Genomic DNA, 22,422 nt, shown 5'->3' on the forward strand with positions numbered 1-22,422 from the left:
CTCAGCCGCCTACGGCGGTGAACCACTCGCCGTAGAACATGGAGACACCCAAGCCGCAGGCAATGGCGGTGAGCAGCCAGAACCGGATGATCACGGTGGTCTCGGCCCAGCCGGCCAACTCGAAGTGGTGATGGAACGGGGCCATCCGGAACACCCGGCGGCCGGTGCTGCGGAACGCCACGATCTGCACGACCACCGAGGTGATCTCGGCGACGAAGAGCCCACCGAGCACCACCGCGAGGATCTCGGTGCGGGTGGTGATCGACATGCCGGCGATCACGCCACCCAGCGCCAGCGAACCGGTGTCACCCATGAAGATCTTCGCCGGCGCGGCGTTCCACCACAGGAACCCGATGCAGGCACCCGCGGTCGCGGCGGCGATCAGCGCCAGGTCCAGCGGGTCGCGCACGTTATAGCAGCCCAGACCGGGTGCGATCGCGCAGGCGTTGCGGTGCTGCATGACGGTGATCAGCACGTAGGCGGCGCTGACCATCGCCATGGATCCGGCGGCCAGGCCGTCCAGGCCGTCGGTGAAGTTGACCGCGTTGGACCAGGCGCTGACGATCAGGATGACGAACAGCACGAACACCGCCGCGGGCAGCGTGACGGTGGCGATGTCGCGCACATAGGACAGTTGCAGGCTGCCCGGCGTCAGGCCGGAGCCGTTGCGGAAGCACAGCACCAGCAGGCCGAACAGGGTCGCGGCGGTTACCTGCCCGACGGTCTTGGCGGTCTTGTTCAGACCGAGGTTGCGGGAGCGGCGGATCTTGATCAGGTCGTCGACGAAGCCGACCGCGCCCAGCGCGGTGGCCAGCCCCAGGACCAGCAGGCCCGACGCCGTCGGTCCGGTGCCGTAGAACACCAGGCCGGCCAGTTCCGCGGTCAGGTAGCCCGCCCAGATCCCGGCCACGATGGCCACACCGCCCATCGACGGGGTACCGCGTTTGCTCTGGTGGCTGGCCGGGCCGTCCTCACGGATCTCCTGCCCGAAGCCCTGCTTGGTGAACACCCGGATCAGCACCGGGGTCAGCAGGATCGCGACCAGCAGCGCGACACCGGCCGCGATGAGGATCATTATCATCGGCGATCTCCTGGGTTTTCGCTGGTCAGCGCCTCAGCTAGCGCGGTCAGTCCCGCGGAGTTCGACGCCTTGACCAGTACCACGTCTCCCGCCCGCAGTTCGGCGCGTAAGAGAGCCAGGGCAGCATCGACGTCTTGTACCGCAGCGGCCCCTCTTTCTTCCGTGCCCCAGGAGCCCTCCATGACCGCGCCGTGCAGCATCGCGCCCATCGATCTCCCTACTCCGACGACAATGAGACGAGACACATCTAAGCGCACCGCAAGCCGTCCGATGCGGTCATGCTCAGATATCGCGTCCTCACCCAACTCGGCCATCTCCCCCAGCACCGCCCAGCTGCGGCGCTTCGCCCCCGGATTCTCACCGCGGGAGATCCAGGCCAGCGCCTGCAGCGCCGCCCGCATGGAGTCCGGGTTGGCGTTGTAGGAGTCATCGATCACGGTCACGCCGTCCGCGCGGGTGCTGACCTGCATCCGGTGCCCGGAGGCCGGTCCGGCGCCGGCCAGGGCGTCGGCCACCTGCTGCGGCGTGGCGCCGCATTCCAAGGCGACGGCGGCGGCGCACAGTGCGTTGCCGACCTGGTGATCGCCGGACACCCCAAGCGAGACAGGGACTTCGGCGCCCTCGCCACCGGAGTGCAGGGTGAACCGCGGGCGGGCCAGCTCGTTGAGCACCACCGGCCCGGCCCACACGTCGGCAGGAGCTGAACGGCTGACCCGCACCACGCGGGCGACGGTCTTGTCGGCCATCGCGGCCACCGCCGAGTCGTCGACGTTGAGGATCACCACACCGGACTCGGGAACGGCTTGTGCCAGCTCGGCTTTGGTCTCGGCGATGGCTTCCCGTGAGCCGAACTCGCCCAGGTGCGCCGTCCCGACGTTGAGCACCACCGCGATCTGCGGGGGGGCGATGGCCGCCAGCGCGGCGATGTTGCCGCGATGCCGCGCCGACAGCTCGAGGACCAGATAGTCGGTGTTCTCGTCGGCTCGCAGCACCGTCCACGGGTGACCCAGTTCGTTGTTGAACGATCCGGGCGGGGCGATCACCTCCCCCAGCGGCGCCAGTACCGCGGCGATCAGATCCTTGGTGGAGGTCTTGCCGGACGACCCGGTCACGCCGATGATCGTCAGTCCCTTGGCGACCAGGGCGGCCGCCACTGCCGCAGCCAGTTTGGCCAGCGCGGCCAGCACCGCGGCGCCGGATCCGGCCTCGTCGTCATGCTCGAGCGCACCGGACTGACTGTCGGATGCGACCGGTTCCACAACAACGGCCGGGACTCCGACCGGGCGGGCCGCCAGCACCGCCACCGCGCCGGCATCCACCGCGGAGGCCGCGTGGTCGTGGCCGTCGGCCCGCGCGCCGGGCAGAGCCAGGAACAGTGCGCCCGGGGTGATCCGGCGGGAGTCGAATTCGACGGTGCCGGTGACGACGGTGCGCTCGGCCTGCTCGGGGGTGATGTCGGCCAGCCGGCCGCCGACGATCTCGGCGATCTGCGCGACGGTCAGCGCGATCATCGGTGCTCCTCGCGCGCTTCCAGCGCCTGGGCCAGCTCCACCCGGTCGTCGAAGGGCTGGGTGTGCCCGGCGGCGGTCTGCCCGGTCTCGTGTCCCTTGCCAGCGACCAGCACCACATCGCCGGGCTGCGCCCATGCCACCGCGTGCGCGATCGCGGCCCGCCGGTCCCCGATCTCGACCACCTGCGCGCTACCCGCGGCGGCACCGGCCAGAACCGCGCGCCGGATGTCGGCGGGGTCTTCGCCGCGCGGGTTGTCGTCGGTGACCACCACCAGGTCGGCGGCCTGGGCGGCGATCCGTCCCATCGGTTCGCGCTTGCCGTGGTCACGGTCGCCACCGGCGCCGAACACCACGGCCAGTCGCCCGGTGGTGTCGCGCAGTTCCTGACGCAGGGTCGCCAGCACCGCTGCCAGCGCGCCGGGCTTGTGCGCGTAGTCGACCAGGGCCAGGAATCCCTGACCACGGTCGATCGACTCCATCCGCCCCGGCACCCGAGCCTCTCGCAGGCCGGGCGCCGCCTGCTCCGGCGACACTCCGACCGCATCGAGAATGGCCAGCGCCACAAGGCAATTGGCCACGTTGTAGTCGCCGGGCAGCCCGATGCCGATCGGGTGGTGCACACCGGCGGGGTCGACGGCCAGGAACTCTCTCCCGCGAGAACCGCCCGCGCTCACTTGCTCCACACCCCAGTCCGCGGGGCGGCCCGTCGCGCTGACAGTGACCGGCGCGGTCGCCCGCGCCGCCATCGCCGCGCCGGCGTCGTCGTCGACGCAGACCACCGACCGGGCGGCGTGCAGCGGCGACGCCGGATCGAACAACCGGGCCTTGGCCTCGAAGTAGTCCGCCATGGTCGGGTGGAAGTCGAGATGATCGCGCGACAGGTTGGTGAAGGCGCCCACCGCGAATCGGGTGCCGTCGACCCGGCCCAACGTCAGGGCGTGACTGGACACCTCCATCACCGCGGTGTCCACCCCGCGCTGCGCCATCACGGCCAGCAGCGCCTGCAGCGCGGGCGCCTCGGGGGTGGTCAAAGCGCTGGGCAGGTCGACGCCGTCGATGCGGACGCCGACCGTGCCGATCAGACCGGCGGTGCGGCCCGCTGCCCGCAACCCCGCCTCGACCAGATAGGTGGTGGTGGTTTTGCCCGACGTGCCGGTGATGCCGATGACGGTGACCCGGTCGCAGGGATGTCCGTACACCTGTGCCGCCAGTTCGCCCAACACGGTGCGGGGTGTCGGATGAACCAGGACCGGTATGCCGGGTAGCGGTGTGCCGTCGGCGATCTCGGCGGACCCGGCGCCATCGGAGAGCACCGCGACCGCACCGCGGGCGACCGCGTCGGCCGCGAATCGTGCGCCGTGGGTGGTGGCACCGGGCAACGCCGCGAACAGGTCACCGGGCCGCACGTCCTGGGCACGCAGGGTCAACCCGGTGATCGGCAGCTCCGGCACCACCTCACCGGTTACCGCGACCGCCCCGATCTGGGCCGCGAGCACACGCAGTGACGTGCCTGCACCGACGTCAGGGCGCAGAGCACCAGGCACCGCCATCACCTCCATCCGCTGCGGCCGGGTCGTCCGGATCGGCCCTGAGACTACCTAGAGGGGCCGTGCCCACAGCGCAGGCGATCCGGCTTGCGCCGACGGCGGGTCGTGGCGGCGGCGCGGCTCGCCAGAGGCGAGGCCCGCGGTTCAGCCGTCAGACGGTGGCGGCTGCTTGTTGAGCTTCTTGTCGAACATGCATTGGAAATCCCCGGCCGGACATCCGTACTCGGTCGGGTCCGGCAAGTCCACGCACGCGTCTCCGGACTTGGTCATGAAACAGCCGCTGGCGTGGTGGTCACTCGCGATGGGTGCGCCGAGCAGCCCCACAGCCACGATGCCTGCCGCTGCGGCGAGAACCCCCGGAATTGTGTAACCGATCGCACTTGCTTTTCGGGCCATGATCGACCCTTTCTCTTCGGCGCCGGAACCCCCTTTGTCCCCGCGTTGTCCGAACGATAACCACAAGTCCCACGCCAAAACGGCGGAATCACGTCGTTATTTACGGACGAGAGTGGACGGATCAGCCGCCTAGGGTGCGGTGGCTACATCGCCTGCAGGACCAGCGGCGGCCCTGGGTCGGGCGACAACGGCACGTTGTGGCGCTGCAACAACCACCCGGCGATGTTGTGGAACAGCGGCGCCGCCGAGGTGCCCGGCGACCCGTCCGCGGCACGGTGGGGGTTGTTCATCATCAGGCCGATGACGTAGCGCGGATTGTCCGCCGGCGCTATCCCGGCGAAGGTGATCCAGTAGACGTCGTCGTAGTAGCAACCGCAGGCCGGGTTGATCTGCTGTGCGGTACCGGTTTTCCCGGCGATCTGGTAGCCGTCGACCGCGGCCTGCCATCCGGTGCCCTGCTGCACGCCGGTCGGATCACGTTGCACCACCGAGCGCAGCATGTTGCGCACGGTCGCCGCGGTCTGCTCCGAGACGACCCGGACGCCCTCGGGCCGCGGTTCCTCGGTGCGGCTGCCATCGGGGGAAATGGTCGCCTTGATGATTCGCGGCGGAATTCGCAGGCCGTCGTTGGCGATGGCCTGGTACATCCCGGTCATCTGCAGCAGCGTCATCGACAGCCCCTGGCCGATGGGCAGGTTGGCGAAGGAGCTGCCGGACCATTGGTCCACCGGAGGTACCAGCCCGGCGCTCTCACCGGGCAGAGCCACGCCGGTGCGCTGTCCCAGACCGAACTTCTCCAGCATGTCGAACCAGCGCTCGGGGCCCACCCGTTGCGCCAGCATCAGGGTGCCGACGTTGGAGGACTTCCCGAAGACTCCGGTCACGGTGTACGGCGCGACGCCGTGCTCCCAGGCGTCGCTGACGGTGACGTCGGCGATGTTGATCGATCCGGGCACCTGCAGGACATCGTCGGGGTGACCGAGGCCGTATTCGATCACCGAGGCGGCGGTGATGATCTTGTTCACCGAGCCCGGCTCGAACGGCGACGAGACCGCCAGGTTGCCGAGCTCGCGGTCCTCCTGGCGCCCGATGTCCTGAGAGGGATCGAACGTGTTGTCGCCGGCCATCGCCAGCACCTCACCGCTGTGCGCGTCGAGCACCACGGCCGTGACGTCGTGAGCGCCGGTGACGTTCTTGGCCTGCTGCACCTGCTGCTGCACGTAGAACTGAATGTCGTCGTCGAGGGTGAGCTGGATCGTCGACCCGTTGACGGCCTTGTGCCGGTTGCGGTAGCTGCCCGGGATCACCACGCCGTCCGAACCGCGGTCGTAGGTGACCGACCCGTCCGTTCCGGCCAGCACGGCGTCCATCGAGTCCTCCAGCCCCAGCAGGCCGTGGCCGTCCCAGTCGATGCCGCCGATGATGTTGGCCGCCAGCGACCCGCCCGGGTACTGCCGCAGGTCCTGGCGCTCGCTACCGACCTCCGGGCACTTCTCGGTGATCACCTCGGCCACCGCCGGGTCGACGGCACGGGCGAGATAGACGAAGGTCTCGTTGCTGCGCAGCTTCTTCAGCAGGGCCGCTGAGTCCGGCTTGTTGCCGAGGCGGGTGGAGATCTCCTTGGCGATCTCCTGCAGCCGCAGTTGTGGATCGGGGGCCGACGGGTCCTTCTTCTTGGCGTCGGCGAGCTGCTTGCCGATCTTGACCGGCTGGAAGGACAGCGCCCGAGCCTCGATGGTGAACGCAAGCTTGTCACCGGTGCGGTCGATGATGTCGCCGCGCATCGCCTGCTGGACGTCGGTGACCTTGAGTTGTCCGGCGGCTTCGGCCCGCAGCCCGGAGGCCCGAGGGACCTGCAGGTAGAACAGCTGTGCCGCCGACAATGCCAGCACCAGGAAGATGACCGCGTTGCCGGTGCGGTGCCGAAAGACGAACGAAGCGCTGCGCAGGCCCATCTCGGTGGCCGGGCGAGTACGGCGCTCGCGGGCCGAATGCCCGGTTGCCTGAGTCGCTTTCGAGGTCGCCTTCAGAGCCTTGCCGGACTTGGCGGTTTTGGCCGGTTTGGCCGGCGGGGTGGCGGATCGACGGTTCTTTCGCGTGACAGCTGTGGCCGAGCCGTCGGCGCGACGTGCCGGGCCGGTCCCCCGCGCGGTCCGTCTCATCGCGCGGCTCCGGGAACCACCGGCGTCGCCACGGCTGCCGGCGGCAACGGGGGTTGCGGCGGCAGCACCGCCTCGGGCGGCAGCACCGCCGCCGGCGGCAGGACCGCCGCCGGAGGAAGCGTCCCGCCCAGCGGGAGCACCGTCTCCGGCGGCACCACCGACCCGGGCGGCAAGGCGACGGGCGGCAAGCCGTCAGACGGGAGGGCCGGAGGCGTCGCCAGGGGCGGGATGTCTTGCGCGCCGGGCCCGGGCAACGGCCCGGCCTGGGGCACGCCCGGAACTCCAGGCAGACCCGGAATGGTCAGCGGCGCGCCGGGCGCCGCCGGTACCGGCGGGACCGCGGCGGGCAGATGGCGGCTGTCGAGCTTCGGCCCGGCCGGCGGCACCCGAACCGGCACCTCTGCCGGTGGTGCCACATCGTCGGGCAACTTGGTGTTCAGCGGCGGCGGCGGGACTCCCTCGGCGGGCTTCGGGGTCCCGACGACCACCCAGTTGCCGACCGGGTCCTGGACCAGATGCGCGGTGTCGCGGCTGGGGATCATGCCCAGTTCGCGGGCCGCCTCGGCCAGCGCCGGTGCGGACTCGGCGGTGAGCACGTCACGCTCGAGTGCTTCCTTCTGCTGCATCAGGACCCGGTTGCGCTCCCGGATGCTGCCCAACTGGTAGGACCGCTCGGCGGCATCCGTCGACAGCCACAGGGTGATTCCCAGCCCGACGCCGAGCGCGCCGATGATCAGCACGACGAATGGAACCTTGGCCGCCAGCGTGCGCGGCCGCAGGTCGACCGAGGCCAGTCGAGCGATCAGGCGTTCGCGCAGCGGTACGCGCACAACCTTGGGCGCCTTGGCCTTTCGGGCCTTGGCTCGCGCCTTGGCCTGCTTGGTGTTCTTCGGCGGCACCGGTCGCGGATCGGGGCGAAGCGACGCCGCCTTCTGCGGGCCGGTGCGCGGTCGCGACTGGAGACCCGCTGCGGGCGCGGCTCCGCGCTGCCGGCGCGGGCCCCGGGCCTGCGTCGGCTCGTTGACGCGCCGCGGGCCGTTGCGAGTTGCGCCCTCGGGGCTACGGCGACGGTCGCCCTGCCGTACCGCGGGCTTGCGCTTGGCCGCCATCACTTCCCCCTCGATGCCACGATCGGCCCGGCCTGGACCCGTTCCACAGCACGCAGCCGGACCGAGCCCGCCCGTGGGTTGCGCTCGACCTCATCCGCCTCGGCCCGTTCGGCGCCGCGCGTCAACGTCACGAACTTCGGTTCGTCGCCGGGCAATTCGACCGGGAGACCGACCGGTGTGCGCGATGCGGTGGCCGCGGCAAACAGCTGCTTGACGATGCGGTCCTCCAACGACTGGTAGGACATCACCGCCACCCGTCCGCCCACCGCCAGCGCATTCAGCGCCGCCGGCAGCGCGTCTCGCAGCGAGTCCAGTTCGCCGTTGACCGCGATACGCAGCGCCTGAAACGTGCGCTTGGCCGGGTGTCCCCCGGTGCGCCGCGCCGGCGCCGGAATCGCCTCGTAGAGCAGCTCTGTCAGTTCCCCGGTCGAGGTGAACGGGGTCTGAGCTCGGCGCCGCACGATGTACTTGGCGATCCGCGACGCGAACCGCTCCTCGCCGAAGCGCCGCAGAATGTCGGTGAGCGCCGCCGCGTCGTAGGTGTTCACGATGTCTGCGGCGGTGAGTTCAGCCTGCGGGTCCATCCGCATGTCCAGCGGCGCGTCCTGCGCGTAGGAAAATCCCCGCTCCACCCGGTCGAGCTGCATCGAGGACACCCCGAGGTCGAACAACACCGCATCAACCGATCCGGTTGCGGCCAAGCCTGATTCGGTCAGTGCCGCGGCGATCCCGTCGTATCGGGTGCGGACCGTCTGGAGGCGATCGCCGAAGCGGGCCAACCGCGCCCCGGCGATGTCGAGTGCGGTGGTGTCGCGGTCCAACCCGATGACTCGCAAGCCGGGGAACTGGCTCAGAAAACGCTCCGTGTGCCCGCCGGCGCCCAGGGTGGCGTCCACCAGGGTCGCACCCTGGCCGTCGGCCGACTGCCTGGTCAGCGCCGGAGCCAGCAGCTCCACACAGCGGTCCAGCAGGACCGGCACGTGTCCGAATTCGCCCTGTTCGGCCACGGCAACACCTCCCGATCCAGAGTGGCAGTGCAACCGACCGTCGACCCGCTGCGCCCGGCTCCGCCGCGCTTGCGATCGCCGGGCCCCTGCCTCGAGGTCCCTGCCCGACGGCACGAACCTGACGTTGGGGAAGTACGTCAGGGTCGGTTCGGACAGAGGCCACGAGGCACGGGCGTGCGCCTCAGATGATGTCGCTGAGTGCTTCATCGCTGGCCGCGGAGAAGTTCTCTTCGTGCGTCTGCTGGTAGTCGCTCCAGGCTTGTGCGTCCCAGATCTCCAGGTAGTCCACCGACCCGATGACCACGCACTCCTTGGACAGGTTGGCGTAGCGACGGTGGTCGGGCGACAAGGTGATCCGGCCCTGGGCGTCGGGGTGCTGTTCGTCCGTGGCGGCGGCGAGGTTGCGCAGGAATGCTCGCGCGTCCGGGTTGCTGCGCGAAGCCTTGGCCGCCCGGCGGGCCAACTGCTCGAACTCCGCGCGCGGATACACGGCCAGGCTGTGGTCCTGACTCTTGGTGACCATCAACCCTCCTGCCAGCGCATCACGAAACTTCGCGGGCAGTGTCAGCCGCCCCTTGTCGTCGAGCTTGGGCGTGTAGGTGCCGAGGAACATCGGCCACCTCCCGCCACGTCGACATCGTCAGCCCACGATACCCCACATTCCCCCACTACGCACCATTTCCTAGGTCGAATCCACCCCTATGCCCCACTAGATCTGCCACTTTGTCTCCCCAACAGGCGAAACGGGGCCCCAACGGTCACCAAATGACCAGCTCAGGGCTGGTGGAGGCAAAGTGGGGCGAGGTGGGGCGGGGGCCTCGACGGGCTGGGCCCCAGACGCGACCCGGAAGCGGCTGTGCACACAAAAAAAGGGCAGCCGATCGGCTGCCCTTTCACATCACCCGTGCCGCTGGATCGGCCTACGGCTCGAACCGGCGGCGGAAACGGTCTTCCATCCGGCTGGCGAACGTACCGCCGCCCTTGACCCGCCGCTGCGAACCCCCGCCCGCCTTGGCCGCACCGTCTCGGGCGGCGACGGCGTGGTTGCCGGTGATGGCGAACACCACCCCACCGAACATCACCACGAATCCCAGCACGCTCAGAATCAGGAATGCCGCATTGACGGTGGTCGCATAGAACGGGATACCGGAGACCAGCATCACGAGGCCGACCACGAAGAAGGTCATACCCTGCACCCGCCGGCGGGTGGTCGGGGTACGCAGGGCACCGCCGCGAACGCTGGAAGCGAACTTGGGGTCCTCGGCGTACAGCGCGCTCTCAATCTCGTCGAGCATGCGCTGTTCATGATCGGAGAGTGGCATTCGTCCCTCCTTGCCGACGGCCGCTCATGTCACTGCCCACGGCGCGATACGGACTGGTGCGGGCAACTAACACTGATAATACGAGGTAGGCCTGCGCCGTACCACAGGCTTCACCCGCCGATTGTAGCGGCGGTCCGGCAATGTCGATCCACAACGGCCGACGCCGCAGGGCCGAATCCGGATAATGGGACTTTGGACATGGGGCACACTCCCACTTCTCCGGGAAAGGAACCTGCACGTTGGTGACCTTCCTCCTCGACATGTCGCCGCGCGAAATGGCGGATCACCTCGGTGCGGCGCTGCGCGTCTACGTCACCGCAATGGGCTACCCGCCGGGCACCGAGAGCCAACGTGCCGCGATGTGGCTGGATCACACCCGCCGAAGCGGCTGGCGGGCGGTGGCCGCCTTCCAAGACAACAAAGACAACGAGCCCGGCGAGGTCGGCGAGATTCGTCAGCCGGGCGCGGCACCGGCGGGATTAAACGGAGCCGAGCTGCTGGGAGTGGCCTACGGCTACTGCGGAGCGCCCGACCAGTGGTGGCAGCAGCAGGTGGTGCTGGGCTTGCAGCGCCGCGGTCTGCCGCACCCCGACATCGCCCGCCTGATGGCCAGTTACTTCGAGCTGACCGAGTTGCACGTCGCGCCACGCGCCCAGGGCGGCGGCTTGGGTGAGGCCCTGGCCCGACGCCTGCTGGCCGGGCGTCCGGAAGCCAACGTGCTGCTGTCCACACCGGAGACCAACGGCGAAGGCAACCGCGCCTGGCGGTTGTACCGTCGGCTGGGGTTCACCGACGTGATCCGCGGTCATCACTTCGCCGGTGATCCCCGCCCATTCGCCATCTTGGGCCGGCCACTGCCGTTGTAGCAGCCGCGTCGTCGCCGGACCCGCCGACGGGTCTGGCACGATGACGTCGTGCATGTTCGCACCTACCGTCGCCTGGTTGCCATGGTCGCGCTGCTCTTGATCGCGGCGCCGTTGGCCGGATGCGTGCGCATTCGGGCCAACATCACCGTCTCCCCCAACGATCAGGTCTCCGGCCAGATCGTCGTCGCGGCCAAGCCGCGCAACGACAACGACACCGGCCCCAAGCTCAGCGCCGACCTGCCGTTCCCCCAGAAGATCGCGATCTCCAACTACAGCCGGGACGGCTACGTCGGCTCCCAGGCGGTGTTCTCCGACCTGACCTTCGCCGAACTGCCGCAGCTGGCCGGAATGCACCGCGACGCGGCCGGGGTGGACCTGTCGCTGCGCCGCGCCGGAAACCTGGTGATCCTGGAAGGCCGAGTGGACCTCACCTCACTCAACGACCCGGAGGCCGACGTCGAGTTGAGCGTCGCGTTCCCCGGTGAGGTGACGTCCACCAACGGCGACCGCATCGGTGGCGACACGGTGCAGTGGCGGCTCAAGCCTGGCGTGGTGAGCACCATGAGCGCCCAAGCCCGCTACACCGATCCCAGCACCCGATCATTCGCCCACGCCGCCATCTGGCTGATCCTGTCCACGTTCGCCGCGGCGGGCGCGGTTGCGGCAATCGCCTGGTACGGCCGGGACCGCGCACCGCGGTTCAGCTCCCCCGACGACAACGCCGGCTGAACAGCCTCCCGGGTCAGCGGGGCGCCGGTGACCAGTACTCGAGCATCTGCGCGAAGGTCCGAAACGCCGCCGCGGACACCCCGTAGGTCGCCTCGAAATGGATGCTCAGCGGGAAGCCCAGCTCCGCGACACCATCGATCACCCGCTTGTACAGGTCGAGCATCAGTTTGCGTCGCTGGTCGGGTTCGGCGTCGGCGAGCGTCTTGACGAAGTCCTGTTCGGCGGCCACCGCCGCGTTGCCCGGATCCTGAATCAGCCAGTTGATCAGGCCAGTCCGGTTCTCGAACGACGGCACGAAGCCGAACGACAGCAAGATCTCCGGGCGCGCGTCGCTGCGCTTGGCGAACTCGGTCAAGAACGGCACGATCGCGTCGGAGTACAGCAGCTGGGTCAGCGCGAACGTCGCGCCGCTCTCGCATTTGAAGTTGAACCGGCCGATCTCGTCGGCCCGGGTGGGAATCAAGATGACGCCGCGGTTGGCCACGTCGGCGCGGAACGTCGCCAGCGCGTCGGTCGGCGGGATGCCCGAGCCCTCGCCGTCGGCCATGGTGCGGGGCACGCCGACGAAGACCACGCCCTCGATCCCCGCGCCGGTCAGATCGCCCAGCCGCCTCCGCAGCGCCGCCTCGTCGGAGAACGAGGTGACCTGGGTGCACAACCCGGCCATGCCCGGCAGCTCGGGGCGGATCGCGTTCCAGAAGTCCAGCACGTCGAGCTTGGGCTTCATCTCGATCGGGCGGTCGTCGTCCTCGGCGATCATGCTCGGCATCAGAATGTGGCGGATCCGCCCTTCGATGCCAGCCTCGGCAGCGAACCGCAGAACCTTGTGTGCCTCCTCGATCGTCTGCTCGGGGCCCTTGTCCACGTTCGGTGGGACAAGCTCGAGTGCGACGGTGTTCAAGGTCACGTACCAGCTCCTTGTGAAAGACAGTCAGCAGACGGTCAACGTTGCCACAGGGCAGGACCGGGCAGCATTGGCCGCCTCCGGCCGCTACCGGCCTGAGTCCCCCCGGCTGTGGTGGCACACTCTACGCTGGACCCACGCTGGGGGTCCCCGGCCGGGCAGCACAGAAAGGGGCGCCGAGCTGAGTTCCAAGGCAACCGCAGCGACTACTCCGTCGGCCGCCGAGCTGGCCGCGGCCGTGACCGAACAGCTGCGCTCCCACCTGCGCACCCGTCGCACCGAGACCGCCTATATCGGCGACGACTACGAGGCGTTGATCACCGGCCTCGAAGAATTCGTGCTGGTCGGCGGCAAGCGGCTGCGTCCGGCGTTCGCCTACTGGGGCTGGCGCGCCATCACCGGCCGGGATGCCGACGACGGCGAGTTGCTGCTGTTCTCCGCACTGGAACTGCTGCACGCCTGCGCCCTGGTGCACGACGACGTGATCGACGCCTCAGCCACCCGCCGCGGCAACCCCACCACCCACCGCAAGTTCGCCGAGCTGCACCGCGCCCGCGGGTGGCGGGGCTCGGCCGACCAGTTCGGGATGTCGGCCGCCATCCTGCTCGGCGACCTGGCGCTGGTGTGGGCCGACGACATCGTCGCCGGTGCCGATCTGCCGGCCGATGCTCGGCAGCGGGTGCGGGGCGTGTGGTCGGACATCCGCACCGAGGTGCTGGGCGGCCAGTACCTCGACATCGTCGCCGAGTCCAGCGGCGTGGACTCGATCGCCTCGGCAATGCGGGTCAACACCTACAAGACCGCCTCCTACACGGTGGTGCGCCCGCTGCAGCTGGGCGTCGCCGCCGCTGCCGACCGGCCCGACATCCAGGCGCTGTTCCACGAACTCGGCACCGACCTGGGCGTCGCGTTCCAGTTGCGCGACGACGTGCTGGGAGTCTTCGGCGATCCAGCGGTGACCGGCAAGCCCTCCGGCGACGACTTGCGTTCGGGCAAGCGCACCGTGCTGCTGGCCGAAGCCGTTGAGCTGGCCGACAAGTCGGATCCGTTGGCGGCCAATCGGTTACGCAGCGCGATCGGCACTGCGCTGACCGAGGCGCAGGTCCGCGAGCTGTGCGAGATGATCGAGGCGGTAGGCGCTCTGGCGGCTGTCGAGGACCGTATCGATCTGCTGACCCGCCGCGCCATGGCCGCGCTGGCGGCCGCGCCCATCGACGAGGTTGCCAAAGCCGGACTGACCGACCTGGCCCGCCGGGTCGCCGACCGGTCCGCCTGATCGCCCGGAGCGCCGATGTCGAACCCCACCATCCCACCGGTCACGAGTGCGTCCAGCGACGCCGCCAGCGGCCTTCGGCGACTGCGGCAGTTCGCCGCCGGCGAGCAGGCGGGGGCCGCCTGGCTCGGCTGCCTGGGTGCCCTGCTGATCACGCTGGGCGGCTTGGGCGCCGGCAGCACCCGCATCCAGGACCCGGTGCTGGATTCCCTGCACCTGTCATGGCTGCGCTTCGGTCACGGTCTGGTGCTGTCGTCGGTGCTGCTGTGGGCCGGAGTCGCGGTGATGCTGGTGGCCTGGCTCGGCTTGGGCCGGCGGGTGATCGAGGGCACCGTGAGCACCTACACGTTGATCGCCACCACGGGCTTCTGGCTGGCGCCGCTGCTGCTCTCGGTCCCGGTGTTCAGCCGCGACACCTACTCCTACCTGGCCCAGGGCGCCCTGCTGCGCGATGGATTCGACCCGTATCAGGTGGGGCCGGTCGACAACCCCAATCCCCTGCTCGACGATGTCAGCCCGATCTGGGCCGCGACGACAGCACCGTACGGCCCGGCATTCATTCTGGTCGCCAAGCTCGTCACGATGCTGGTGGGCAACAATGTGGTGGCCGGCACCATGGTGCTGCGCCTGTGCATGCTGCCCGGGCTGGCGCTGCTGATCTGGGCCGCGCCCCGGGTGGCCGCCCGAGTCGGTGGCAGCGCGCCCGCGGCGCTGTTTCTGGCCGTGCTCAACCCGTTGGTGATCATCCACCTGATGGGCGGGGTGCACAACGAGATGCTGATGGTCGGCCTGGTGCTCGCCGGGATCGCGCTGACCCTGGAACGCCGCCACCTGGCGGGGATAACGCTGGTGGCGCTGGCAGCAGCGGTAAAAGCCACTGCCGCAATCGCATTGCCTTTCCTGGTGTGGGTGTGGATGCGTCGCCTGCGGGAGCCCCGCGGTTCAGCGAGGCTCGACGAAGGAGAGCCGAAGCTGGAACCGCGGCATGAACCCCGCGGTTCAGCGAGGCTCGACGAAGGAGAGCCGAAGCTGGAACCGCGGCTTGAACACCGCGGTTCAGCGAGGCTCGACGAAGGAGAGCCGAAGCTGGAACCGCGGCTTGAGCCCCGCGGCTATCCGACAGTGGTCGCCTTCGCCGCCGCGACTGCGGTGTCCACGGCGATCGTTGTCGCGGTGTTCGCGGTGCTGTCGGCCCTGGCCGGAGTGGGCCTGGGCTGGTTGACCGCATTGCTGGCCGGCAACGTCAAGATCATCAACTGGCTCACCGTGCCGACGGCGGCCGCCAACCTGATCCACGCCGTCGGCGGGTTGTTCGCCCCGGTCAACTTCTACGCCGTTCTGCACATCACCCGGATCAGCGGGGTCGCGGTGATCGGGCTGGCGCTGCCGGTGCTGTGGTGGCGGTCGCGGCGCGACGATCGCGCTGCGGTCGCCGGAATCGCCTGGGCCATGCTGGTGGTGGTGCTGTTCGTGCCCGCCGCCTTGCCCTGGTACTACACCTGGCCGCTGGCGGTGGCGGCCACCCTGGTCCGTTCACCGACCGCGATCGCCGCGATCGCCGCGGCCTCGACGTGGATCATGGTGATCTTCAAACCCGACGGCTCGCACGGCATGTACACCTGGCTGCATGTGATCGGTGCGACCGGCTGCGCCGTGTACGCCTGGCGCCGACTGTCCCAGGCACAGCCGGCGCCGGAACTCGACGCCGCTTGAGCGACGCCGCTTGAAGTCAGTAGGCCATGGCTTGCGCCCGGCGCATCACCTCGCGGGCCTGATGTGCGTGCAGCGCATCGATCGGGCGGGCGTTGTCGATCGACTCCCGCACGCCGTCGCGGGTCAACGACAGCGACGAATCCGGCGTGAACAGCCACCGCACGATGTCGGTCTGCTGATATCCGCCGTCGTGCAGCAGTGCCAGTAGCCCGGGCAGGCTCTTGACGACGTCCCCGTCTGCGGTGAAGAACACCTGCGGGACCACCAGCACACCGGCCCGCCGCACCGCGACCAGATGGTTGTCGCGCAGGTACTGGTGCACCTTGGTGACTGGCACCCCGAGCATTTCGGCGACCGTCGGCAGATCAAAGGTGGGTTCGTCGGGCTCAAGCACGTCTTCGGAGGCCGGAATGCTGCTCACGACACAAGTTTAAAGCCGCCGGACCGGCCGTCCACACACATACCATGACCAGGTGACTGGAGCGTGGGGCGGCGACGCACTGGTGGGCGCCCTGCTCGACGACCGGTACCGGGTGGGCGCCCGGATCGCCACCGGCGGCACCTCCACGGTGTACCGCGGTCTCGACGAGCGCCTGGACCGCCCGGTCGCGGTCAAGGTGATGGATCTGCGCTACGCCGGTGACCAGCAATTCCTGACCCGGTTCCAGCTCGAGGCCCGAGCGGTCGCCCGGCTCAAAGACCCCGGGCTGGTCGCGGTCTACGACCAGGGTTTCGGTACCCCGCACGACCCCGGGCAGCCGTTTCTGGTGATGGAACTCGTCGAGGGCGGGACCCTGCGAGAGCTGCTCAACGAACGTGGCCCGATGCCGCCGCATGCGGTCGCCGCGGTACTGCGGCCGGTGCTGGGGGCACTGGGGATCGCGCACCGGGCCGGGCTGGTGCACCGTGACGTCAAACCGGAGAACATCCTGATCTCCGACGACGGCGACGTGAAGGTGGTCGACTTCGGGTTGGTCCGCGCCCTCGCGGCGGCGGGAATCACCTCCACCAACGTGATTTTGGGCACCGCGGCCTACCTGTCACCGGAGCAGGTCCGGGACGGAAACGCCGGACCCGCCAGCGACGTGTACGGGGTCGGCGTGCTCACCTACGAGCTGTTGACCGGACAGACACCCTTCTCCGGCGATTCGGCGTTGACGGTGGCCTACCAACGACTGGATCACGATGTCCCCCCGCCGAGTTCCGCCATCGACGGGGTCCCAGGCGAATTCGACGACCTGGTTGCCCGGGCGACCGCCCGTGAACCGGCGGAGCGCTATGCCGACGGGCTCGAGATGGCGCACGCAGTCGACGTGATCAGCGAGCGGCTGGCACTGCCGGCGTTTCGGGTGCCGGCCCCCCGCAATTCCGCTCAGCACAACGCGGCCCCGCCCCGGCGCGCCGCCGAGCGCCCGGTGCCGCCGGCGCACCAGACACTGCATATGACTCGCGGGCCGGCGGACTGGGTGGACGACACCGACACCCAATATCAGCTGGTGACAGGGCAATTCGGCGGGGTCGAACTGAGCCGGTTCGTGTTGGAGCGCCAGCACGCCCGCCGGATGGTGATCATCTGGCTGGCCGTGTTGTTCGCGGTCACCACGCTGGTGGCCGCGTCGGCGTGGACGCTGGGCAACAACGTCGGCGCGCTGCTGTAGCCCCCCTGGACCCCCTTTGGTGCGAGCGTGCATGTTTGTACGCCCAGCACGGCGTGTCGCCGGGCAAACACGCACCCTCGCGCCCCGGGGGGACGTCAGCCGCGTAGCATCTCGGCGACCAGGAAGGCCAACTCCAGGCTCTGCTGGGTGTTGAGCCGCGGGTCGCACGCCGTCTCGTAGCGGCCGCCCAGGTCCGCGTCCGAAATGTCTTGGGCGCCACCGAGACACTCGGTGACGTCCTCCCCGGTGAACTCCAGGTGGATGCCGCCGGGGTGAGTGCCCAGCGCGTGATGCACCTCGAAGAACCCCTGTACCTCGTCGACGATCCGATCGAAGTGCCGGGTCTTGTGGCCGGTGGAGGCCTCGTGAGTGTTGCCGTGCATCGGGTCGCACTGCCAGATCACCTGGTGTCCGGTGGCCTGCACCTTCTCGATGATCCCCGGCAGCAGGTCGCGCACCTTGCTGTTCCCCATCCGACTGATCAGGGTGAGTCGCCCCGGGACATTGTGCGGGTCAAGACGTTCCACGTACTCGACTGCCTGGTCCGGTGTGGTGGTAGGACCGAGTTTGACCCCGATCGGGTTGGCGATCACCTCGGCGAGCGCGATGTGGGCGTGATCGAGCTGGCGGGTCCGCTCGCCGATCCACACGTAGTGCGCCGACAGGTCGTAGAGCTGCGGTGTGCCTGCGACGTCAGCCATCCGCAGCATGGCCCGCTCGTAGTCGAGCACCAAAGCTTCGTGGCTGGCGTAGATCTCGGCGGTCTGCAACTCCCGGTCGGCGACCCCGCACGCGCTCATGAACTTCAGGCCACGGTCGATCTCACCGGCCAGGGCCTCGTAGCGGGCACCCGCCGGCGAGGTGCGGACGAATTCCCGGTTCCAGTCGTGCACCAGTTCCAGCGACGCCAGGCCCGACGACGTCAGCGCCCGCACCAGGTTCATCGCGGCGCTGGCGTTGGCGTAGGCCCGCACCAGCCGCGACGGGTCGTGTTCGCGCACCGCGGCATCGGGAGCCAGGCCGTTGATCATGTCTCCGCGGTAAGACTTCAGCCCCAGCGCGTCGATGTCGGCCGAGCGCGGCTTGGCGTATTGACCGGCGATGCGGGCCATCTTGACCACCGGCATGCTGGCGCCGTAGGTCAGCACCACGGCCATCTGCAGCAGAGTGCGGATGTTGCCCTTGATGTGCGGCTCGGTGTTGTCGGTGAAGGTCTCGGCGCAGTCGCCGCCCTGCAGCAGGAATGCCTCCCCGCGAGCTACCTGGGCCAGCTGCGCCTTGAGGCGCTCGATCTCGGACGCCACTGTGATCGGCGGGACGCTCTCCAGCACGGTACGCATGGCCTTGGCCTGGTCGGCGGGCCAGCTCGGTTGCTGGACGGCCGGCCGGGCCAGCGCGGCGTCGAGGCGCTCGCGCAGATCCGCGGGCAGCGGCGGCAACGCCGGCAGCTGGTCGATGGGTACGTCAACGGTCCAGTTCACCCGACCATGGTAGCCGGGTGCCGACCCGCCCTGATCAGGCCAGTTCGCTGCCGGTGATGACCTGGAAACGGCGCAGCTGGTCGCGGGCGTCCACCAGCGCATCGTGACTGCCCGTCGACCGAGGTGGCAGCCGCGGCTGGTCCCGGTCCTCCCACAGTTGCTTGAGCTCACGGGTAAAACGTGGGATCGGCGCCGGCAGATCCGGCATGGTGCCCCACAACTGGCAGAGCACCACGTGGTCGTAGGCGCCGACCCAGGCCCACAACTCGATCGGCTCGCCGCGCTCGACGCCGAAGAACTCCTCCAGATCCGCGCGGATCCGGCTGCGCGACCGCCAGGCCTGTGACGCCGGCGACGGCAGCTTCGGCAGTACATGGGTGCGCACCCACGGCCCCGCCCGATCCGGGTCGAACTCGGTGGAGACCGCATAGTATTCGCGCCCGTCCTCGGCGACCACACCGATCGAGATCAGCTCGATGGTGCGGCCGTCCTCGATGAACTCGGTGTCGTAGAAGTACCTCACTGCCACGGCCCGCCCGGCCGATGGATCCGCGGAATCGCGACCGGCATGGTGGGCGCAGATGCCTCCGACACCGCCCGGTTGGGGCCCGGCCGGCCCGGCGCTCCGGCGGCGGGCCCCCGCCGGACGGGAGGCCTGCCGATGGGAACCTGCTGCCGGGGAGCCATGAACTGCACCGTCGGCGCCGACGCGGCCCGCACCTCACGGTCGAGCTCGGCGTCGACGGCGCGCTCATCGGGCACCTGGGGCCGGCCCGCGATCGCGTCCTGCAACCAGAGCTTGGCCGCAATCGCCGGGCGGCGCAGCCGGCGCTCGCGCTCCAGCGCACGGTGCATCCGGTCCCGACGAGTCAGGTAGCGCCAGCGGGCCCAGGGCGCGTGCGGCCGCGACAACCGCACCGCGCCCACCACCAGCAGCGGAAAGAAGAACATCCCGATCAATCCGGTCCACACCTTGCCTTTCAACAACACCATCACGCCCAGCGGCAACGCCATCACCAGGCTGGCGATCACACCCGCGTGGATCAGCGGCGACGAGGTGTCGTGCCACGTCGACAGCACAAATGTCAGCGGATGAAAGCCCAGCACCAAGAGGCCGGTGACCGCGGCGGCGGCGAACACGGCGTCCACCGAGGCACGGCCGTCCTCCTCCCAGTACACGTCGGACAAATGCAGGATCAGCGCGTACTCGTCGAGCACCAGCGCCGCTCCGATCCCGAACGCTATCGCGGCCAGGCTGAACGCCGGCTCGTGCGCGTTCGGCCCGGCGGCCACCAGGGTCACCCCGGCGACCATCACCAACACCACCCCGAAGACCACGTGGTGGATGTGCTTGGACCCGAAGTGCAGATTGCGTGGCTGCCACCAGCGGGGCGGACGGGGGTTGTCGGCTTGGCTGCGGATGTAGCGCACCACCGAGCGGGTCACCAGAAACGTCACCAGGAAGGCCAGCAGACAGCACAGCAATGGCAGTCTGCCACGGCCGATGATGTCGTCGCGGAACCATTCCAGCACCTAATGCAACGTACGCCCTCGCGGCACACCACGCCCGGATCGCCACAGGCGTGCCTCGGTATAACGTCGCTACCCGATAGGCTGTGCTGCGACATGACTACATCGCGGCCGCCCGACCCGGGCCGTCGGCACGGGGGCATCAGCGGTTGGGCCGTTTGGTGGATCTTCACGCTGCTGACGGTTGCGGCTCTGGGCTACACGACGTGGCGGGCGCTGGGCAGCACGCCGTACCACATCGACGTCGACGTCTACCGGATGGCGGCACAGGCCTGGCGTGCGGGCCGACCGCTCTACGGCGAGGACTGGTTCCAAACCCAGATCGACGGGACGGTGCTGCCGTTCACCTATCCCCCGATCGCCGCGGTGTTGTTCGCCCCCCTTACCTGGGTGTCGCTGGGCACCGCGACCGCCGCGCTGACCATCCTCTCGACGCTGCTTCTGGTGGTCTCGATCACCATCGTGCTCACCGGCCTGGGGGTCCGCTTCGACGCGCGGCCCGGCAGCGGGCCGGACTGGTGGCACCGCGGTGTGGTGGCCGCAGCGATCGTGGCGGCGTCCATCTGGTTGGACGCCGAACCGATCTGGGCCAACTTCGACTTCGGCCAGGTCAATGCGGTGTTGATGACGCTGGTGATCGCCGACTGTGTGCCACGGCGCACCTACTGGCCGCGCGGCGCGCTGCTGGGTGTCGCGGTGGCGCTGAAGCTGACCCCGGCGGTGTTCCTGCTCTACTTCCTGTTACGCCGCGACAGGCGCGCCGCGATGACCACCGTGGTGTCGTTCCTGGCGGCGACCTTGGTGGGGTTCGCGATGGCCTGGAGCGACTCCTGGCAGTACTGGACGCACACCGTCCGCGACACCGACCGCATCGGTGGGGCGAGCCTGAACACCAACCAGAACCTGGCCGGCGCGCTGGCTCGGCTGCCGCTGGACGACCACGTGCGCTCCGTGCTGTGGCTGGCGGGTTGCCTGCTGGTGCTCGCGGCGATGTGGTGGGCGGCCCGGCAGGTGATCGCCGCCGGTGAGCCGATCTTGGCGCTGGTCTGCGTGGCACTGTTCGGGTTGGTGGTCTCACCGGTGTCGTGGTCGCACCATTGGGTGTGGATGCTGCCGGCCGTGGTGGTGACGGCGGTGGTGGCCTACCGGCATCGAGCGGTCGGGCTGGGCGTGCTCAGTGTGGCGGGGGTGGCGCTGATGATGCGCAGTCCGATCGAGTTGCTGCCCGAACATCACGAGGCCGGCGCGGCGTGGTGGCGCCAACTGGCCGGGACGTCCTACGTGTGGTGGGCGCTGGCGATGATCGTCACGGCCGGCGCGACGCTGCGGCCCGGCCCCCGGACGAGTCCGGATCAGCCCGCCGCGGTCTCCGGAAACCGGGCAACCGGCTGACCCGTTGCCCCGTCCTGTTGCGGGACACCGTTTTTGACGCTGGCGGCGTAGATGTCGACGTATTCCTGGCCGGACAGCCGCATCAGCTCGTAGATCACCTCGTCGGTGACAGCACGTTCGATGAAGCGGTTGTCGGCCATCCCCTCGAAACGGGAGAAGTCCATCGGCTCGCCGAAGCGGACCGTGACCCGGCCGAAGCGCAGCATTTTGGTGCCGGGCGGGTTGACGACGTTGGTACCGACCATCACGACCGGGATCACCGGGACGCCGGTGTGCAGCGCGAGCCGGGCCAGTCCGGTCTTGCCCTTGTACAGCCGGCCGTCGGGCGAGCGGGTGCCCTCGGGATAGATACCGAGCAGCTTGCCCTGCGCCAGGATCCGCTGGGCGGTGGTCAGCGCGGCCTGCGCGGCGTCAGAGTCGTTGCGGTCGATGGGAACCTGCCCGACTGCGGTGTAGAACGCGCGAGTCAGCCAGCCCTTGATCCCGGTGCCGGTGAAGTATTCCGACTTGGCCAGGAAGGTGATCCGCCGGCGCACCACCAGTGGCAGATAGAAGCTGTCCATGACGGCCAGGTGATTGCTGGCCAGGATGGCCGCACCCTCGTCAGGGATGTTCTCCAGGCCCTCGACTTTCGGCCGCCCGATCAGAGCCAGCAGAGGCCCGAAGAAGACGTACTTGACCAACCAGTACCACATGGCCCCTCCCTCCTACCCCGACTCGGCGGCCGTGTTCGCGCCAACT

Annotated in this window: 20 protein-coding genes and 1 pseudogene; 6 read left to right on the top strand and 15 right to left on the bottom strand. The window is 69.3% G+C overall.

Annotation, left to right across the window (positions count from 1 at the left end):
- Position 1: 1 nt before the first annotated feature.
- The 9 genes from mraY to ABW16_RS20530 all read right to left on the bottom strand — a co-directional run bounded on the left by mraY (position 2) and on the right by ABW16_RS20530 (position 10,135).
- On the bottom strand, positions 2-1,081 hold the full coding sequence (gene mraY, locus ABW16_RS20490) for a phospho-N-acetylmuramoyl-pentapeptide-transferase (protein WP_047321036.1): 1,080 nt from the start codon (positions 1,079-1,081) through the stop codon (positions 2-4).
- Positions 1,078-2,592, bottom strand: coding sequence for a UDP-N-acetylmuramoyl-tripeptide--D-alanyl-D-alanine ligase (locus ABW16_RS20495; protein ID WP_047321037.1), 1,515 nt, complete (start codon positions 2,590-2,592; stop codon positions 1,078-1,080). Before ABW16_RS20495 ends, mraY begins: the two co-directional genes overlap by 4 nt.
- The gene (locus ABW16_RS20500) at positions 2,589-4,142 is read right to left on the bottom strand and encodes a UDP-N-acetylmuramoyl-L-alanyl-D-glutamate--2,6-diaminopimelate ligase (protein WP_047321081.1); all 1,554 of its coding nucleotides are present in this window, start codon (positions 4,140-4,142) and stop codon (positions 2,589-2,591) included. Before ABW16_RS20500 ends, ABW16_RS20495 begins: the two co-directional genes overlap by 4 nt.
- 141 nt (positions 4,143-4,283) lie before the next feature.
- Positions 4,284-4,535 (bottom strand): hypothetical protein, encoded by a 252-nt coding sequence (locus ABW16_RS20505; RefSeq protein ID WP_047321038.1) that lies wholly within the window; start codon positions 4,533-4,535, stop codon positions 4,284-4,286.
- 143 nt (positions 4,536-4,678) lie between these two features.
- Positions 4,679-6,697, bottom strand: coding sequence for a peptidoglycan D,D-transpeptidase FtsI family protein (locus ABW16_RS20510; protein ID WP_082134240.1), 2,019 nt, complete (start codon positions 6,695-6,697; stop codon positions 4,679-4,681).
- Positions 6,694-7,806, bottom strand: coding sequence for a hypothetical protein (locus ABW16_RS20515; RefSeq protein ID WP_047321039.1), 1,113 nt, complete (start codon positions 7,804-7,806; stop codon positions 6,694-6,696). The genes ABW16_RS20510 and ABW16_RS20515 overlap by 4 nt, the downstream gene beginning before the upstream one ends.
- Complete coding sequence (rsmH, locus tag ABW16_RS20520; RefSeq protein WP_082134241.1) at positions 7,806-9,020, bottom strand: 16S rRNA (cytosine(1402)-N(4))-methyltransferase RsmH; 1,215 nt, start codon at positions 9,018-9,020, stop codon at positions 7,806-7,808. The genes ABW16_RS20515 and rsmH overlap by 1 nt, the downstream gene beginning before the upstream one ends.
- On the bottom strand, positions 8,995-9,426 hold the full coding sequence (gene mraZ / locus ABW16_RS20525) for a division/cell wall cluster transcriptional repressor MraZ (protein WP_024440488.1): 432 nt from the start codon (positions 9,424-9,426) through the stop codon (positions 8,995-8,997). Before mraZ ends, rsmH begins: the two co-directional genes overlap by 26 nt.
- Positions 9,427-9,733: 307 nt before the next feature.
- Positions 9,734-10,135 (bottom strand): DUF3040 domain-containing protein, encoded by a 402-nt coding sequence (locus ABW16_RS20530; RefSeq protein ID WP_047321041.1) that lies wholly within the window; start codon positions 10,133-10,135, stop codon positions 9,734-9,736.
- A 239-nt stretch (positions 10,136-10,374) separates the two neighbouring features.
- Here ABW16_RS20530 and ABW16_RS20535 point away from each other — a divergent pair, with 239 nt between their 5' ends.
- The gene (locus ABW16_RS20535; RefSeq protein WP_047321042.1) at positions 10,375-11,001 is read left to right on the top strand and encodes a GNAT family N-acetyltransferase; all 627 of its coding nucleotides are present in this window, start codon (positions 10,375-10,377) and stop codon (positions 10,999-11,001) included.
- A gap of 81 nt (positions 11,002-11,082) precedes the next feature.
- Positions 11,083-11,730 carry an LppM family (lipo)protein gene (locus ABW16_RS20540; RefSeq protein WP_047321083.1) on the top strand — a complete coding sequence of 216 codons (648 nt, stop codon included), beginning with the start codon at positions 11,083-11,085 and terminating at the stop codon, positions 11,728-11,730.
- 13 nt (positions 11,731-11,743) lie between these two features.
- On the opposite strand, the gene ABW16_RS20545 is transcribed toward ABW16_RS20540, so the two are convergent.
- Positions 11,744-12,637 carry a mycobacterial-type methylenetetrahydrofolate reductase gene (locus ABW16_RS20545; RefSeq protein ID WP_047321043.1) on the bottom strand — a complete coding sequence of 298 codons (894 nt, stop codon included), beginning with the start codon at positions 12,635-12,637 and terminating at the stop codon, positions 11,744-11,746.
- 178 nt (positions 12,638-12,815) lie between these two features.
- On the opposite strand from ABW16_RS20545, the gene idsA2 reads away from it, so the two are divergent.
- Together idsA2 and ABW16_RS20555 are read left to right on the top strand one after the other, a co-directional pair.
- A complete protein-coding gene (gene idsA2, locus ABW16_RS20550; protein ID WP_047321084.1) occupies positions 12,816-13,910 on the top strand; it encodes a bifunctional (2E,6E)-farnesyl/geranyl diphosphate synthase in 1,095 nt (364 codons plus the stop codon).
- A gap of 15 nt (positions 13,911-13,925) precedes the next feature.
- Positions 13,926-15,617, top strand: a pseudogene (locus ABW16_RS20555) (alpha-(1->6)-mannopyranosyltransferase A); the annotation flags it as partial.
- A 19-nt stretch (positions 15,618-15,636) separates the two neighbouring features.
- Here the strand turns inward: ABW16_RS20555 and ABW16_RS20560 are convergent.
- The gene (locus ABW16_RS20560; protein WP_047321045.1) at positions 15,637-16,041 is read right to left on the bottom strand and encodes an Rv2175c family DNA-binding protein; all 405 of its coding nucleotides are present in this window, start codon (positions 16,039-16,041) and stop codon (positions 15,637-15,639) included.
- A 52-nt stretch (positions 16,042-16,093) separates the two neighbouring features.
- Between ABW16_RS20560 and ABW16_RS20565 the strand changes: the two genes are divergently transcribed.
- The gene (locus ABW16_RS20565; RefSeq protein ID WP_047321046.1) at positions 16,094-17,278 is read left to right on the top strand and encodes a protein kinase domain-containing protein; all 1,185 of its coding nucleotides are present in this window, start codon (positions 16,094-16,096) and stop codon (positions 17,276-17,278) included.
- A gap of 95 nt (positions 17,279-17,373) precedes the next feature.
- Here the strand turns inward: ABW16_RS20565 and ABW16_RS20570 are convergent, their stop codons facing one another.
- Genes ABW16_RS20570 through ABW16_RS20580 form a run of 3 tightly spaced genes read right to left on the bottom strand, consistent with a single transcriptional unit; the run spans position 17,374 to position 20,292 of the window.
- On the bottom strand, positions 17,374-18,759 hold the full coding sequence (locus tag ABW16_RS20570) for a class II 3-deoxy-7-phosphoheptulonate synthase (RefSeq protein ID WP_047321047.1): 1,386 nt from the start codon (positions 18,757-18,759) through the stop codon (positions 17,374-17,376).
- 34 nt (positions 18,760-18,793) lie between these two features.
- On the bottom strand, positions 18,794-19,282 hold the full coding sequence (locus tag ABW16_RS20575) for a polyadenylate-specific 3'-exoribonuclease AS (RefSeq protein WP_047321048.1): 489 nt from the start codon (positions 19,280-19,282) through the stop codon (positions 18,794-18,796).
- The gene (locus ABW16_RS20580) at positions 19,279-20,292 is read right to left on the bottom strand and encodes a hypothetical protein (RefSeq protein ID WP_047321049.1); all 1,014 of its coding nucleotides are present in this window, start codon (positions 20,290-20,292) and stop codon (positions 19,279-19,281) included. Before ABW16_RS20580 ends, ABW16_RS20575 begins: the two co-directional genes overlap by 4 nt.
- Before the next feature lie 93 nt (positions 20,293-20,385).
- Here ABW16_RS20580 and ABW16_RS20585 point away from each other — a divergent pair, with 93 nt between their 5' ends.
- On the top strand, positions 20,386-21,681 hold the full coding sequence (locus ABW16_RS20585) for a glycosyltransferase 87 family protein (RefSeq protein WP_047321050.1): 1,296 nt from the start codon (positions 20,386-20,388) through the stop codon (positions 21,679-21,681).
- On the opposite strand, the gene ABW16_RS20590 is transcribed toward ABW16_RS20585, so the two are convergent.
- Positions 21,642-22,376 (bottom strand): lysophospholipid acyltransferase family protein, encoded by a 735-nt coding sequence (locus ABW16_RS20590; protein ID WP_047321051.1) that lies wholly within the window; start codon positions 22,374-22,376, stop codon positions 21,642-21,644. The two genes, ABW16_RS20585 and ABW16_RS20590, sit on opposite strands and share 40 nt — an antisense overlap.
- Positions 22,377-22,422: the final 46 nt, after the last annotated feature.

It is taken from the genome of Mycolicibacter heraklionensis, from assembly GCF_001021505.1.
In the GTDB taxonomy this organism is placed as follows: domain Bacteria; phylum Actinomycetota; class Actinomycetes; order Mycobacteriales; family Mycobacteriaceae; genus Mycobacterium; species Mycobacterium heraklionense.